The organism is Spirochaetota bacterium (genome assembly GCA_017999915.1).
Lineage (GTDB): Bacteria > Spirochaetota > UBA4802 > UBA4802 > UBA5550 > RBG-16-49-21.
On the sequence record JAGNKX010000001.1, the window covers coordinates 587,708 to 604,142 of the forward strand.

General features: G+C 42.4%; 14 protein-coding genes. 5 read left to right on the plus strand and 9 right to left on the minus strand.

Annotation, left to right across the window (positions count from 1 at the left end):
* Positions 1-98: 98 nt before the first annotated feature.
* From gyrB to dnaA, 5 genes are all read right to left on the minus strand, one after another.
* Positions 99-2,000 carry a DNA topoisomerase (ATP-hydrolyzing) subunit B gene (gyrB, locus tag KA369_02485; protein ID MBP7734818.1) on the minus strand — a complete coding sequence of 634 codons (1,902 nt, stop codon included), beginning with the start codon at positions 1,998-2,000 and terminating at the stop codon, positions 99-101.
* Positions 2,001-2,246: 246 nt separating this feature from the next.
* Complete coding sequence (locus KA369_02490) at positions 2,247-2,576, minus strand: DUF721 domain-containing protein (protein MBP7734819.1); 330 nt, start codon at positions 2,574-2,576, stop codon at positions 2,247-2,249.
* 46 nt (positions 2,577-2,622) lie between these two features.
* A complete protein-coding gene (gene recF / locus KA369_02495) occupies positions 2,623-3,729 on the minus strand; it encodes a DNA replication and repair protein RecF (GenBank protein MBP7734820.1) in 1,107 nt (368 codons plus the stop codon).
* A 54-nt stretch (positions 3,730-3,783) separates the two neighbouring features.
* Positions 3,784-4,917 carry a DNA polymerase III subunit beta gene (gene dnaN, locus KA369_02500; protein ID MBP7734821.1) on the minus strand — a complete coding sequence of 378 codons (1,134 nt, stop codon included), beginning with the start codon at positions 4,915-4,917 and terminating at the stop codon, positions 3,784-3,786.
* A gap of 245 nt (positions 4,918-5,162) precedes the next feature.
* On the minus strand, positions 5,163-6,512 hold the full coding sequence (gene dnaA, locus KA369_02505) for a chromosomal replication initiator protein DnaA (protein MBP7734822.1): 1,350 nt from the start codon (positions 6,510-6,512) through the stop codon (positions 5,163-5,165).
* 513 nt (positions 6,513-7,025) lie between these two features.
* On the opposite strand from dnaA, the gene KA369_02510 reads away from it, so the two are divergent.
* From KA369_02510 to KA369_02525, 4 genes are all read left to right on the plus strand, one after another.
* A complete protein-coding gene (locus tag KA369_02510; protein ID MBP7734823.1) occupies positions 7,026-7,793 on the plus strand; it encodes a class I SAM-dependent methyltransferase in 768 nt (255 codons plus the stop codon).
* Complete coding sequence (locus KA369_02515; GenBank protein MBP7734824.1) at positions 7,790-8,797, plus strand: NUDIX hydrolase; 1,008 nt, start codon at positions 7,790-7,792, stop codon at positions 8,795-8,797. The genes KA369_02510 and KA369_02515 overlap by 4 nt, the downstream gene beginning before the upstream one ends.
* Before the next feature lie 330 nt (positions 8,798-9,127).
* Positions 9,128-9,637: an SGNH/GDSL hydrolase family protein gene (locus KA369_02520; GenBank protein ID MBP7734825.1), complete on the plus strand. Its 510-nt coding sequence runs from the start codon at positions 9,128-9,130 to the stop codon at positions 9,635-9,637.
* A gap of 40 nt (positions 9,638-9,677) precedes the next feature.
* Complete coding sequence (locus tag KA369_02525) at positions 9,678-10,028, plus strand: transcriptional coactivator p15/PC4 family protein (GenBank protein MBP7734826.1); 351 nt, start codon at positions 9,678-9,680, stop codon at positions 10,026-10,028.
* A 62-nt stretch (positions 10,029-10,090) separates the two neighbouring features.
* Here KA369_02525 and KA369_02530 read toward each other — a convergent pair whose 3' ends face one another.
* Both KA369_02530 and KA369_02535 read right to left on the minus strand, forming a co-directional pair.
* Positions 10,091-11,482, minus strand: a complete 1,392-nt coding sequence (locus KA369_02530; GenBank protein MBP7734827.1) for a hypothetical protein — start codon at positions 11,480-11,482, stop codon at positions 10,091-10,093.
* Positions 11,483-11,574: 92 nt separating this feature from the next.
* Positions 11,575-12,729, minus strand: coding sequence for a SpoIIE family protein phosphatase (locus tag KA369_02535; protein ID MBP7734828.1), 1,155 nt, complete (start codon positions 12,727-12,729; stop codon positions 11,575-11,577).
* A 163-nt stretch (positions 12,730-12,892) separates the two neighbouring features.
* Between KA369_02535 and KA369_02540 the strand changes: the two genes are divergently transcribed.
* Positions 12,893-14,812, plus strand: a complete 1,920-nt coding sequence (locus KA369_02540; GenBank protein MBP7734829.1) for a radical SAM protein — start codon at positions 12,893-12,895, stop codon at positions 14,810-14,812.
* On the opposite strand, the gene pyrF is transcribed toward KA369_02540, so the two are convergent.
* Positions 14,807-15,652: an orotidine-5'-phosphate decarboxylase gene (pyrF, locus tag KA369_02545; protein ID MBP7734830.1), complete on the minus strand. Its 846-nt coding sequence runs from the start codon at positions 15,650-15,652 to the stop codon at positions 14,807-14,809. The genes KA369_02540 and pyrF overlap by 6 nt on opposite strands.
* A 40-nt stretch (positions 15,653-15,692) precedes the next feature.
* Positions 15,693-16,229: an O-acetyl-ADP-ribose deacetylase gene (locus KA369_02550; GenBank protein MBP7734831.1), complete on the minus strand. Its 537-nt coding sequence runs from the start codon at positions 16,227-16,229 to the stop codon at positions 15,693-15,695.
* Positions 16,230-16,435 lie beyond the last annotated feature (206 nt).

Here is a 16,435-nt window from a genome sequence, read left to right on the forward strand (position 1 = left end):
GCCGCCTTCAGATTTTTTCTTTGGCACGTCGCTACACTCCGCATGTAATTATATCAATCGGTTTCCGCTCTCATCTGAACGGCAATACCGCCTGGATCCTACAGATCCAGGTTCTGAACATTCTTTGCGTTCTCTTCGATGAATTTCCGCCGAGGCTCAACGGCGTCACCCATAAGAATGGAAAAAGCCTCTTCAGCCTCCACCTCGTCATCAATGCACACCTGCATAAGCGTTCGTTTCTGGGGATCCATTGTCGTTTCCCAGAGCTGTTCAGGGTTCATTTCGCCAAGGCCTTTATACCGCTGTACTGTCACCTTTGATTTATCATGGCCTTTTATAATCTTATCGCGTTCATCATCGTTATACGCGTAATATGATTCCTTGCTGATCTTGATATTGTATAGAGGAGGCTTGGCGACATATAAATATCCCTGTTTGATAACCTCCGGCATGTACCGGAAAAAAAATGTCAGAAGCAAAGTCTTGATGTGTGCACCGTCAACATCCGCGTCGGTCATGATGACGATTTTATGATACCTGGCCTTATCAATGCTGAATTCATCCTCCCCGATACCGGTTCCGATTGCCGTAATGATCGTCCTGATCTCCTCGTTGGAAAGGATCTTGTCAAGCCTCGATTTCTCCACGTTAAGAATTTTTCCCCTCAGGGGAAGAATCGCCTGGAAGTTTCGGTCACGGCCCTGCTTGGCCGAACCGCCGGCGGAATCGCCCTCGACCAGATACAGCTCGCATTGTGACGCTTCTCGCTCGGAACAATCAGCCAGCTTGCCGGGAAGCGTGTCATTTTCCAGGGCGCTTTTACGCCTGGTCAGATCGCGGGCTTTCTTTGCCGCAAGACGGGCGCGCGCGCTCTGCATACATTTCTCTATGATTTTTTTCGCATCCTGTGGGTTCTCCTCAAAGTGAAGACTCAGATTTTCATTGACAATGGACTCGACCAGTCCCTTGATCTCACCATTGCCAAGCTTCATTTTGGTCTGCCCTTCAAACTGGGGATTGGGCAGTTTCACGCTTACGATGGCTACCAGACCCTCGCGTACATCGTCGCCGCTGAGCTGGGTCACATTCTTATCACCCTTGATCTCCTTTTTCATGTAATCGTTGATGACCCTCGTCAAACCGGATTTGAAACCGACCAGGTGTGTCCCGCCCTCGCGGGTGTTAATGTTATTGGCATAGGTAAAAACCGTTTCAGTGTAGGTGTCGATGTATTCAAGGGCAACCTCTACATCCACATTCCCCTTTACCGTGTGCAGGTATATCGGCTTTTTAATGATTGGGGTTTTAGACTCGTTCAAATACTGGACAAAGGAAACAATGCCGCCTTTGAACTGAAAAACATGCTCCTTTCCTTTCTTGCGTTCATCTCGCAGCGTAATCTTTATACCACCATTAAGGAACGCCAATTCACGCATCCGTTTCGATAAGGTATCGAAATTGAATTCCGTTGTTTCAAAAATCTGATCATCAGGTAAAAATATAACCCGGGTGCCCGTTTTGTTGGATTCTCCAACACCCTTCACTTTTGCTGTCGGGACCCCCCGCTTATAAGACTGGGTATATCGTTTACCGTCCCTGGATACCTCAACAGTGAGCTCTTTAGATAGGGCGTTGACCACCGAAACCCCGACACCATGGAGACCGCCTGAAACCTTGTACGAGTCATTATCAAACTTGCCGCCCGCATGAAGCTTTGTTAACACCACTTCAAGGGCTGATACTTTCATGGTTGGGTGGGGATCAACGGGTATGCCGCGTCCGTTATCAACGACCTCCACTGAATTATCCTGGCGAATAACCACGGTAATGGAATCACAGAAACCGGCCAGGGCTTCGTCGATAGAGTTATCAACTACTTCATACACCAGATGGTGAAGACCGTATCCATCGGTTGAGCCGATATACATGGCAGGTCGCTTACGAACCGCTTCAAGGCCTTCCAGGACCTGTATTTTATCAGCATTATAATTCTTGGTCATTGGTTCTTCTCCATACGAAATCTTCTTCCAGGGATGTACGTTTGATCACGGTAAAAGGACTGACATTGCTGGACATTATTGTATTGTTACGATCAACGGCAATCGTTTTATCATCGCTGCCGACCCTGCTGGTGATATACTCATTATCATGGGACAGAATTAATGTGTCCCGGTTAAAAATTCCCATCAGGATTTTATCTGAAACGCAAATGTTATTTCCGATATGAATAAACATGCGGAACAGCCTTACCATCGTATCGATTTAATTTCCACCTTGATATCCCGGATGGCATGAAAGAAAAATTGTTCGTGCAACTTGTTCAGGAGCATATCCTTCATCATGATTATCTCGTTGGCATACACAGAATGATCAGCCGTCACAAACAGGATGTTCTTGTATATACGGTCCGGTTTACTATGGGTTGATATTATGTCTCCAACAATAGAGTACCATTGTGTTACTAATTCTTCAATTGTAAACGATTTTTCTAATTCAAATTCATGAATTATGTCAGGAAGGATGTTTTCAAATGAATTAATGCCGTTTTTTCTCTTGTCCCGTATCCTGAATTTCATATAAAGCGCTTTTCCCGTGCGATAAAAAATACGATGATTAGAATAATCAAAATTCCTTGATCAGACCATTGGGTCCAACGGTGTATCCCTTATACTCTCCAAACTTATCCAATTGCTCTGGATTAAAATGCACCATGGTGAAAATAATCTGATTCCCGCGTCGAAGAATATCGATCATCTTTGATCGCCTTCGCTCATCCAGTTCTGAGAAAATATCATCGACAAGGATAACCGATTTTTTTCCCATAACTTCCTCTATCAAGATGCACTCGGCGATTTTCAGTGTGACGGCCGCCGTTCTCCTTTGCCCCTGGGACGCATAATGTATGAAACGATTCCCGCCCTTATTTTCAAGGATAAAGTCGTCTCTCTGCGGGCCCAGGCCGGTGGATCCGAGGATACAATCACGGGACCGCGCGTCATGCAGCTGCTGAAGAATTGCAGCGGCATCATTCTTTCCCGTTGTGCAGTCATAGGCTATGAACGGCGGATCATCGCTCTCGGCAATATTAACATAAAATTGGCGAAAAACAGCGTTAAATTTTTCAATAAATGCATGGCGTTTACTTGTAATGATACTCGACTTTTCACTGAAAAGCGCATCCCATACATCCAGCTGATTTTTTGCTATGGTGTTGAACTTGATCTCTTTTAATATTCTATTGCGCGAAGCAAGGACTTTTTTAAATTCATTGAGGGCGTCAAAATATGTCACATCGATCTTTGAAATGACGCTGTCAAAGAACCTCCGCCGTGATTCAGGAGCTCCATTGATAATGTTGATATCGCCGGGAGAAAGGACAACGGTGAGAAATCTCCCGTAATAACCGCCGGCCGTTTTTATCTCCTTGCCGTCTATTTTCAGGCGCTTTTTTACCGCATCCTGACCAGCGGTGCATCCAACCTCAAATATGCGATCATCTGAATCACCAACAACAACCGAACAATGATAGGCATTCTCATTCCATTTTATTATTTCTGAATCGTGAATATTTCTGAATGTCTTTATATTTGATGCAATGGAAAGGGCCTCAAGGATATTCGTTTTTCCGACACCATTATTGCCTATGATAAAATTTATCCCTGGCGCAAACGAGATATTCAAGGTATCATAATTTCTAAAGTTCTTTGCTGTCAGCTCCCGTACATACATATATCATTCAACATTATTAGTAACATATTGATATGAAATCATCAGAGATCGATATTAATCAGTTTGAGATGATTTGATCTGAATCGGCATTATTATTGATATATAGTTGCTGTCCTGTAGAGGCGTAATGGTGACAGGGCTCATCTGTCCCGTTATACCGCACTTGATATATTCAGAATCAACCTCTTTGAGCGCATCAATGAGAAACTGCGCGTTTATACCGATGGAAATCTTTTCATCCTTGCTGGTTTTCACCGCTATCTCTTCTTCCGCTTCTCCCAGCTCCGGCGTGCTCGACTGGATAACCATTTTATTATTTGAAACATTGACAATTATTTTATTGGCCGGTTCCCTTGTGAAAATCATGGCCCGCTTCACTGAGTCAAAGAGCTTCTTCGTTTCAATCTCGATTTCAAGCATATGTTCCTTGGGAAGGACCTGGCGATAATTGGGAAACTGGCCATCGACGATCCTGGATATGATCTCAGTATTGGAAATTTTAAAAAAGCACTGGTTATTATTATAGGAAAACAGGCACGTGCCGGATGTTTCAAGAAGACGGTAGACCTCGTGTATTGTTTTCAGCGGAATGATGATGCCATCGCCGAATTGTATCTCCTTCTGTATAGTCCTGCTAATCAGGGCCAGTCTCCTGGAATCAGTGGATACAGATGTAACATTGCCCTTGGAATCAGAAATAAAAAATACGCCATTAAACACCGGCTTGATCGCGTCACTTGACGCGGCATAGATGACCTTCCTGATCATTTCCCGCAATATGCCCTGATCGAGTTCAATGGAGTTTTCTTCGATGAAATGCGGGATTTCCGGATATTCGTCCGCAGCAAGACCTATCAGCGTATAATGGCCCTTCACATCCTTCGACTTTGAGGTTATATTGATCGACAGGTTTTCGTTGACAGTGATGGCCAGCTCATCATTGGGAAGTTCTTTCAGGATGCTGGAAAATTTTTTTCCGTTTGCGGCAAAGGATATTTTTTTATCCGCCTGTGCATCAACCTTTGTCCGGACAGCTATCTCATTATCGGTCGATATCAATTCTATCGAATCCTTTGAAACATTAAAAAGACAATTGGCAAGAATCGTATTGATATTTTTTGTCGAAATAATAGAATCGGCAATATTTATGGATTTTAACAGGGATTCTTTATCGATCTTTATAACCATTACAGGCTCCTTCTTATACAATTAATTAATAACATAAATTAATAAGTTGTAGTAGTAGTAACATAATTTTGTTGATATCTTTATAACCCCTGGAAATACCAGTAATTATGATATTATTACAATGTTAATAACGTTTTATAATACAACGAGAGAGGCACTATAAACGATATAAATAACAAAGGTTATGAGATTTGAGACTTTTCGAATATTTATTAACAGAGAATTCGAGATTTATTAACACTGTATTAACTTTTTAATTCGATAATAAGGTCGTTGATCAGCTCTTTAAATTCAGGGTCGTTTTTTATATCGTCCATGATTTTGTTGCAGGCATTGATCACTGTTGAATGATCCCTGTCACCGAATTCCTTTCCGATATCGGTGTGTGTCATTCCGGCAAGATCTCGGGCAAGGTACATGCCGATGAAACGAGGCTGGATTATTCGTCCCTGCCTGCTTTTTGATTTTAAATCATCGGGAGAGACATTGAATTTTTCCGATACTTTACTGATAATATCACTGATAGACACCATTTTATTCGAATCAACGTCAAACAGTTCTTTCAGATGAAGTTTAACAAGGTCAATGGTGATTTCCTCCCTGCTGAACTGGGATACCATTTTCAACTTGCTCACTGCGGCCTCGAGAGCCCTGATATTTGATTTAATACGACGGGCTATGTAATTGAAAGCCTCGTCGGATATGACCAGCTTTTCTTTTTCAGCCTTATCCCTCAGAATGGCCTCGCGGGTTTCCAGGTTCGGCGCCTGGATGTCGGTAATCATACCCCACTCGAACCGTGTCCTCAGACGATCTGCCAGGGTTGCAATCTGTTTTGGAGGTCTGTCGCTGGATATTACGATCTGCTTTTTGTTGCCGTGGAGTGAATTGAATACCTGGAAAAACTCATTTTGCGTTTCTTCCTTGTTCTCCAGAAACTGGATGTCATCTATCAACAGGATATCCACATGCCGGTATTTTATTTGAAAGCTTTCCTGGGTCCGGTTACGGATCGCATTAATGAATTCCGTGACAAAATCGCCGGTTGTAACAAAGAGAACTTTTAAATACGGCTTTTCCATATTGATATAATTGCCGATGGCCTGCAGTAAATGGGTTTTTCCGAGACCCGTGGATCCGTAAATAAAGAGAGGGTTAACCTGTGTGCCCGGGGCCTGTGAAACAGAATAAGCCGCAGCATGGGCATACTGGTTATTGGGACCTATAACGAAGTTCTCAAAGGTATATTTGGGATTCAATGATGATACTGATGACATCTGTTCTCTCTTAAAATAGGAATTACTATTAACAGGTTGTGAACCTATGCTCTTGTCTTTTTGTTCAGGTGAAAAGCCATTTGTAGTGACAAATTCACAAATATAATTCAGACCGGTGATTTCTTTTAATTTCAATGAAATCTGGTTCGAGTATTGCTCAGATATGTGCCGCTTCGTAACTTCATCTATGACTTTTATTTTCAATATATTATCAGAAATAGACAAAGGCTCTGTATCTTTCAACCACATATTAAAAGATTGCTTGTTAACACTGGATTCAAGCGATTCCAGCACGTTATTCCATAATTCTCTGGGCACAACAACCCCCACATTTATCCACAAATGTTAATAACTATGTGTATAAGTATATTAATGTTCAGTATTATAAATTTTATTAAACATTTAACTGTTTCATATATTTTTATCAGAATAATTGGCTACAACAAAAAGAGATATAGAGATAAGACTTTTATTTTCACAAATCGGATATTATGTCTTGTTAATAAAAAAGCAAAGTATTTTTGGCAATCAATTAATTCACATATTTATTTTTGGGAAAAAAAAATTTAACAATTCTTAATAAATATCTGATAACCTGTTAATAAAATGGATTAATTGTTGATAACTGCTTGATAATTTGTTTATAATATATGAATATCAGTTTTTTAGATACTAGTGAATTTGTTCAAAGCTTAAATTCCAAAAATCATTGTTCCGAGCCATGAAATGCTATATTAATTAAATATGCTATATTCACGGAATGACATAACAAGGACCTATGAACAGGTTCATGATCTCCTGCTCACAAGATATATCATCAAAACATATTCGATGAATAAGACGGACATACGTGATGTCGCGCTGAAAGACCTTGATTGCGGAAATATTAAAAAAGTGCTGGAACTGGGATGCGGCTATGGCTTTTTTATTGAAAAGCTTAAAAATAGGCTTAATGATGGGGCGGTGATAATAGGGATTGACATGGTGGAAAACAATAGGGAGCCCTTTCTACATTCTGTTTCGTCAATACAATATAAAGGTGAATTCATAACAGGGAATGCAGATATAATTAAACAAATGGCGAAAGAATCCATTGATATGATAATAACAAGTTATTCATTATACTTTTTTCCCCATCTTATTCCGGAGATTTCACGAATTCTGGCTCCGGACGGAGTTTTCATTGCCATAACCCATAGCAAGAATACGCTGCAGGAAGCAATGAATTTTATATGCGCTTGTATGAATTCCGTGGGTTTTAATAATATGAACGAAACGTCTCTCAATAAATTATTTTCAGCATTTTCCATGGAAGATGGCCGTTATCAGCTGGGACAATATTTTAATAGCATAGAACGCCTGGATTTTCCCAATGCCATGGTTTTTCCGGCAGAGCATGTCAATGATTTCATTTTTTATATTAACAAAAAGAAGAACCTGATTTATAAAGAAGTCATGGAATTGATGCCAGATAGACTTGATGATGTGCTCGCTTGCGTTGAGACGAAGATATTCGATTATGTTAAGATGAATGGTAAAATCATATTAAATAAAGATGACGCGATTTTCAGATGCCATAAACCGATATCACGCCAATGAAAAAAAGAAGACAATACTGTTCATATTGCGGGCAGCCCGTGACAACGAAAGAACAGGACGGAAAATCTCGGGATTTCTGTCCCTCTTGCAATATATTTTACTATGACAATCCCCTTCCCGTTGCCTGCACGATCGTGGTAAACGATAAAAGAGAGGTTCTTCTAGTACAGAGGAAAAAGGATCCCTATAAGGGAATGTGGTGCCTCCCCATCGGTTTTGCCGAAACCGGAGAGGAAGTGACTGAAGCTGCATTGCGGGAATTACAGGAAGAGGCCGGTGTTGAAGGGGAGATCCTCAGGCTCATCGACGTGGATACTGTCGATAATTATTTTTATGGCAGCCTTGCCATCGTAACCTATGAAGTGAAAGTGACGGGCGGTGAGGTCTGCCCGGGAGATGACGCATCGGATGCCCGCTTTTTCCCCATTTTAGAACTCCCCCCCCTGGCATGGTCTTCCAATGAAAAGGCGATCACTATTTTTATCAAACTGTATAAAGACTCCTGGGCCATGGTGGATTCCTTCAGGCAGCTTTACCCTGAGCTCAATGCCCGTGACTCTTTCACGCAGGTCACCGATGAGCAGAAGCAATTATTGTCAAATGTCCTGATAAAGATGCTTAATACCGATAACGTGGAAATGACACATCGATGGAGCAGTGAAATATCAGTGAAAGTTCCGGTTTTGGAACCATATCTGGACATTCTTGTGGATATTAATGGCAAAATTATTCAGTCCATCCAGAACCACCTCCAGGGAGTCATCAAGGGGAACGATTATTCGGATTTTATTCCGACAGGCAGAGACCTTCTAAATGCCCGTGTGCCGTTGCCGGAGTTATTGACAGCCCTTGCCCTCAGCAGAAGGACCATATGGACCCATGTGATAAAAAAGAGAATCCTTGCATCGCCTCTGGAGATATATACCACCCTTGAGCTGAATAACCGCATAATATTCATTTATGACAGAATCATTTATTTTATTGCCAAAGGATATAACGAATAAAAAATTTTAGCTGTTTGCTGAAAAACAGCAAACTGCTAAACGATACATGGATGTACCGCCATTTTTCGAGACATTGGCCGAGAAAAATGTGACGTTTGACGAATTCACTTCGTAAAACCGACATGTGCTGGACAGGATGTCCGAATGCCGACGCAGCGCAGGATGCGCTAAAAAGCGTCGGCAAAAACTCCAAGGAGGGAGTTTTTCTGGATACTGTTAGATGGAATCTGCATCATCCGCTCAATAGAAGAAACGTGGTAATTGGTAGTAACAGAATTGATACAAAAAAAGATTCTTATCCGAGGCGGCAGCATCCCCGCCGGATATGGTGTGGATAAGTCCTATGTGGATATCATCCGGGAAAAGATACAGGACGCTGAAATCATCAACAGATCACGGGTAAAGGATAATTCTTTTCAGGGAGTATGGACTTTTTCTGAAGATATTGATCGCTATAAGCCTGATATCTTCGTGCTTCACTTTGGCATCGACGACGCGTACCAGCCGGTTTACCGGTCAGAATTCAAGGAGAACCTTGTGCAGATTGTCAGGCTTGCCAGAAAAAGATTCAATCCTGAAATAATCTTATTGACCTCACATCCTTTTGAGAATCCCTATGATATGGAAATGATCTACATCTACTACCGGGTGATCCGTGAAGTGGCTGTTGATCTCCAGTGCGACATGGTTCCTGTCCATGTATTATGGATGGGGATTATCGAAGAAAAAGGGAAAGCAATTTCGGATTATGTACTGGAAGATTGCCGGTATCCCAATGAGCGGGGTCATGAATTGTATGCTGATTCGGTATTACATAAATTAAAGGAAAAGTTATCCTGACGGACGAATTTAATCAAGTGAGAGAGCATAGGAGGGATATATGTCAGTAATTATCAAAGACATTAAAAAGAATAACAATGAAATAATTCGTATCGAGGTATCGGAATTCAAGGGTCGTGAGCTGATCAATGTGAGAATATGGTATCAGGCCATCGACAGCGGCAGCGGCGACCTGGTATACAAACCGACGCAAAAAGGAATTACACTGAATATAGCTGAATTTGAAGAGCTCAAGGATGGGATTGAAAAACTCGGTAACTATATACAGGATCAGCTTACCGGCAACAAGCCGAAGCAGCCGGGGGAAGAAAAGCCGGATAAAGAAAAAAAAGCAAAGGCTGAGAAAAAAGAAAAAAAGGAAGCTGAAGTTGAGGATGATGTTGATGATTAAAAAAATTATGCCACGTTACGCGAGAGGGAGCATCAAGAGCCTTGTTTGCGATGATTGACCCACTATTCGATATTTATCAGGGCATCGAAATATAACCGCACAATCGAATCCACACAGACCATTCTGGCTTTATTGATCTGCATTTCGTCATGAAGAATATTTGGATTCACAACACCCTTCAGGACGTCTTCGATAAGTATCCCGGCTGAAAAAGGGAGATGGCGAAGCACGGAGGAAACGATTTTTTTTTGAATACCTTTCATCGCTGTTGATAGAGTGAACCAGCCCACTGACAATAATAGATATTGATAATCGGTCGGGCTTGTCAAGGAAGATAGTAGATAAGCAAAACGCTCCGAATGTAACTTGATACGGTTCATTTTCAGTTTTCTGTACTGTGAGATGAAGGCTATGCGGCCCTTCATTATGTCATCATATGACAGTGAAGGATGTAACAGTTTCTGAATATCGTCCAGTTTCCTTTGCGTTATCACTTCTGACAGAATCGGTTGTATAGAACCGATGTCTCTGCCGATGGCCGCGGCTATGATAGGTTCCTCGGTTGATGAAATAGTGGCCTGCAGCAAATCCTCAGATCGCATCTCAGAAAGCCAGGCGGGGAAATTTTTTTTCAACGCCAGATCACTGGCGAGAGACAGCTGTACCACGCGCTGAATATTTCTGAGCACCGCGGAGTAGCTGAGATCAATGCCGTCTCTCATGAGCATAGAGATAGATTCTTCGACGGAATAGACGCCCCCTGCAATATCGCGTTTTGTTATCTTGAGATTGTTATCTTTGTTAAAGAGAATGACATCATCGATGGAGTTTTGCGATAAAGTATTTTTTATCTTACCGGTTAAATCAGGGAATGCGTTGATAACAAGAAAGATCTGGTATGGCGTAAAGGAACCGCTTTTTTGAAGATAATGTATCAATGAACGGAGCTCGATTCTGTCCAGAGATCTGAAGAGATAATGTATTTCAGGAAGCATCCAGAGTGGATTGCCAAAAAAACGAATGACGCTTTTTTCAATGTCAAGGGCCGATACGGCAGATGATTTAGAAATTGAGAAAAAACTAAAAAACTCAATTGGGAAAAAAATATGTATCTCCCTATCCTCTCCGAAAACGGAAAATGAAATCGAAATTTCTTTTAAGTGTGATGTGTAAATGGTTTGTTGAAGATTGCGGACAAGTGTGATGGTAACATGCTTTTTACATATAACATTGAAGGTGGTGGTTATGTCATGAATCATATCAGCGGTCTTATGTTGAAATATCTTCTGTTCATCCGTGGAAAAATTGTGGAATGAGACATGGATGCTGATTTTATTTGAGAGTGATTGCAAACAGAGGGTCATCTGTATCTGATCTGATGTTGAAGAACAATCCATGATGGGAGAATAGGCGATGTTGCGCCCATGGAGCAGATCATGCAGAAGATCGCCCATGTCCGGAAAAAGAAGATCACATATGATGACTGAGGCATGATTGAAAAGCATAGGAATAAACCGACAATAGAGCAATAATCCCCATGTGATCGTTAAAACTCGATGTTCAGAAAGGCTATATCATCAACCCTGTTCTCAAGGGGTGAAAAGGACTTCACTTCATCAAGGAGTGCCTTGCAGAAACCGTCACCCTTGATCGAGAATTTTTCTGAAATAAATTTAGCCAATCGGGTCTCTCCGAATTCTTCTCCCTCATAATTCTTTATCTCGCTTATGCCGTCCGTGTACAAGAGCAACTTGTCACCCGGCTCCACCGGCAGCATTTTTTCTTCATAGGATGTATCCTTGGCCAGACCGATGAAGAAGCCCTTGGTGTCAAGGGCGTGAACCTTCTTCTTTGAGGCGCGATAATAGAGGGCCCTGGTGTGGCCGGCATTGGAATAGTGGATCGTCTTGGCCTTGCTGTCGTAAAAGACAAGGAAGGCTGTTATGTACTGCGTATCAAGGAGAAGACCGTTCATCTGCTCATTGACCGATTCGAACAAACTGTGGGGCGAATCATAGCGGGATGAGTAAATGCTGAAGATCATCTTTGCCATGGACATGACCAGGGCGGCTGGAATGCCGTGGCCGGTGACATCAGCGATAAGGAAACCGTATCTGTCATTGGGGAGTGAATAGCAGTCATAGAAATCGCCGCCGATATCCTCAATAGGCAGGTAGCAGCCGCTCACGGCGGGATAGGGTATCGGGGAAAAATCCTTCGGGATGATGAATTGCTGGATGCGTTTCGCTATATCAAGCTCCTTTTTGATCTGGAGATTTTTTTCATACAACTCGCTGTGAACACTTTTCAGACGGAGGAGCGAGAGCACCCGCGCCGTCAGTTCTTTTTCATTAAGAGGCTTCAATAGAAAATCGTCTGCGCCGATGCGGAGACCCTTGATTTTTGAATTGAGGTCATCGGAACCGGTCATTAAGATGGCAGGGACGAAATTGTTTCCTATGATCTCCTTGAATTTTGACAAAAAACCGAAGCCATCCAGCTTCGGCATGATGATATCGACAAGGATGAGATCATATTTCTTATTCTTCAGCGCGTTGAGGCCGTCAATGCCGTCGACAGCTTCATCAACTTTCATGTTAAGTTCAGAAAGAGTATTTTTGATGATGGCCCTGTTAAGCTTGCTATCGTCAATAACAAGGATGTTCCATTCAAGATTCAGATAATCGAGATTCAGTGTCATAGAAATGATGCAGCTATCCGGTTATTTTTACAATATCGCGATATATAGTTCAACTATTCTGCCTTTCTTAATAAATATTGATATCTATATTAATAGTTGATATTATTTCAACTATTAATTATTAGAAATATATGCAGAAAAATCATATGACATAATCCTGATCATGAAGAAAAAAAGAATACTATTTGTGCAGCTTCCATTAACAAGCCACTCCCATGATTACAACCAGGGAAATATTGAATATGCCTCAGCATCCATTGCCGGATATATCATCAGGCATGTGACAGCACATGTTGATATTCAAATGGTGCCCTCGGTCATAACGCAATTCTGCGCGAACAGGATTATTGTAAAATACATACTCAATGTAAAACCGGATATTCTTGCATTTACCTGTTTTCTCTGGAACGTTGAGCGAAGCCTCTCAATAGCCCGAGCAGTGAAGGAAATGGACGGCTCCATACAGATCATTTTCGGCGGTTCGGAAATAAATCCAGGATCTATCGCTATGACGGTGCCGAGGGAATACGTGGATTATTTTGTCACGGGAGAGGGAGAATGGTTTTTTCATAAATTGTTGTGTGACGATGATCTCAACAGGCATACGTCATTGATAAACGGTAACAGGGTCGCAACACAGCCGGCGGATGAATTGGTTCCGGTTGAGAAGATCGTCGAGCCATTCAGCAACAGGAGGCTCAATCCCATGGCGGACGGGTCCGCTTTTTTTGAGCTGACCCGCGGATGCCCCTATAGATGCAGCTACTGTTTGTATTCAAAGAATGTCAATCTGATCCGGGAACTCCCCTTTGATGCATTAATTGGCGCATTGACAAATGACTATACGAAAAAGATCCTTTCGGAACTCTACATTCTCTCTCCTGCCTTGAATACGACACGGCAGTTTGAAACAAAATTAGAGCTGCTGGAAACAATCGGTCATGGTATACGCCTTCATTCGGAAATGAGGGCCGGCGGTGTTGATAAAAAGATGGCGCAGCTATTATATAAAGCCGGATTCAGGAGCATGGAAGTCGGCCTTCAGACAATGAATCTTTCTTCCCTGAATGAAGTGGGGCGAAACAGCAGCCCCGCCTGTGAACTGGAAGGGATGAAACATTTGAAGAATGCCGGTATTGATATTAAAATCGGATTGATGCCGGGACTTCCCGGGGATACAAGGGATTCCTTTCTGGCCATGGCGGACATGTTGATAAAAATAGGATTCAAGGAGAATATTGAACTATATCCTTTAATGATCCTTCCGGGCACTCTGATTCGGGATAACGCCGACAGAAGCGGCATCAATTATTTGAAGAAGCCCCCCTATTACTATAATTATGGCTGGGGAATGTCCTTTGATGACCTTCGTGACATAACGAAGTCCCTTGAGGATGCTACCGGTTTTTCCCATATCGTCAGGAAGCTGCCTGATTTCACCGGTTCAGAGAAGGGCTTGTATTGCAGGGGGATATCGTGTACCAGCGATGATTTATTAAAGTACGTTAATCGTATTATGGAATGCATTGAAACCAATGTATTTGATTTTTTCATCCAGGTGAATGATGAAACGGGGCTGTACCAGGGCGTCTCTGAGTTGATGGAGCTGAGTCCTGATAACCAATTGTATAACATTATCGTGTATGAGAACTCGCTTCTTGATGAAACGAAGGTCGTTGATGCGGTACAGAACTGCGCTAACGACACGTTCATGGAAAGAATCAATATATTCCATGAATGGAAAGATGGTTCTACTTTGCGGGTGTATCAGATCATCGATGAGTACGAGAAGTATTGCGCGGCAAAATCAATATATTCATTCATAACACCAATATTCAAGATACATGATGACAACTATAATGCTTTATCGCTAATTCATGACTATGAAGATAATGTCCTTGTTGCCCGAGGCTTATTTAAGAGGGTTAAGAATCAACTGAAAAAATTCGCCGATTCAATCGAGTCTATCGCCTTTGAGGATTATTCCGAGGAAGAGGCGTTTTATAAGATGATCGGATATGACTACATCAAAATGCCCTATACCTTTAAGGTGCTACACTTCCATGACGATGCAAAACTATGATTCAAGAGAGGACGCGACCGCATCATTCAGTTCCTTCAGGGCCTTGACAGCCGCTTCGGCGTAGTGGAGCTTTTTATGCTTTTTGTAGGCGTAATTGATGGCGCTCGAAGAGTTAATGCGGTGAATGCGAATATCGTGGAATTGCTTTAAAACACCCATAACTTCTTCCAGGCTCCCACCCTGGGCTCCTATGCCCGGTATCAGGAGCGGGATTTCCTTTCCCGATCGGATATAGGTCAGGGCTATCTGCGACAGCTGCTCCGGATAGGTGGCGCCGACAACTGAACCGAGGCCGGGCTGGTGCCATTCAGTAATTTTTTTTGCCACATGAAGGTAGAGGGGCTCATTATCAAGCATGAGATCCTGTATGTCGATGGAGCTCTTGTTGGATGTTTTTGTTAAAACGTAATATCCCTTGGTAGGAAATAATTCAATAAAAGGGTGGATGGAATCAAAGCCCATATAGGGTGCGAGAGTTACCGCATCGGCCTTGTAAAAATCAAAGGCCTCCCTCGCATAGGCTGCAGCTGTTTTATCGATGTCTCCCCGTTTTACATCCAGGATAACAGGAAAACCCTCGTGACCGAATAGACTGATTATCTTCAATAATGCGTCGATGCCCGCCATGCCATACTGGGCATAAAACGCATAATTGGGCTTCACTGCTGAAGGATATATTTTTTTCTGCAGGATCTTATTCAGTATTTCCTCATAGAACGCGACAATGACTGACTGAGGATCCCCCGAAAGGGGAATGTCTTCAATGACGGGATCAAGGCCAAGGCAAATGATGGAGTTGAATTTATCATACGAAAGTTTTAATGAATCAAGATAATCCAATGGTAGTGTCCTTTGCTGTATTGTTGGTATTATGTACGCATCAGCCCTTTAAGCTGTTAATATAGTCAGAATAAATCGAGACATTTTCCTTATCAAAAAGGACAAAATAAATTTCAATCACATAATCATATTTTTTCATGAACTCAAGGGCGGTATCCACGGCGATCCTGCAGGCTGCTTCTTTGGGATAGCCGTAAACTCCCGTTGAAATGGCAGGAAAGGATATTGATTTCAGGTTATTCTCTTTTGCAAGAAGTAGGGAATTCATATATGATTTTTTCAGTATTTCCGGCTCCCCGCTCCTGCCGGTTCTATATACAGGACCAGGCGTGTGGATGACATGCTTGGCCCTGAGATCATGGCCGCCGGTGATTCTCGCCTCTCCGTGGGCGCACCCGCCCAGCTTTCGGCATTCCTGAAGAAGACCCGGTCCTGCAGCACGGTGAATGGCGCCGTCGACACCGCCGCCGCCAAGAAGGCTTGGATTGGCGGCATTGACGATAGCATCAACCGCTTCGCGGGTTATGTCACCCTGTTTTATATGGATGTGATCAAGTAGTGTCTGCATACGGGACATAATAGTATTTTCATATTTAATATATTACGGTTTATAGTAACGATGGGGTGAAAAAAAAATGTCAATTATTAAAAATATTAATTTGATCGCAGCGGGTGCCAACCCCGGAGGTCTGCTCCGGAGTTTTAGAGTGCGCAAAACATTATGCGACAAAATACCCCCGTCCCGATGCATCGGGACGGGGGTATTTTGTCTGGCCGGGTCAT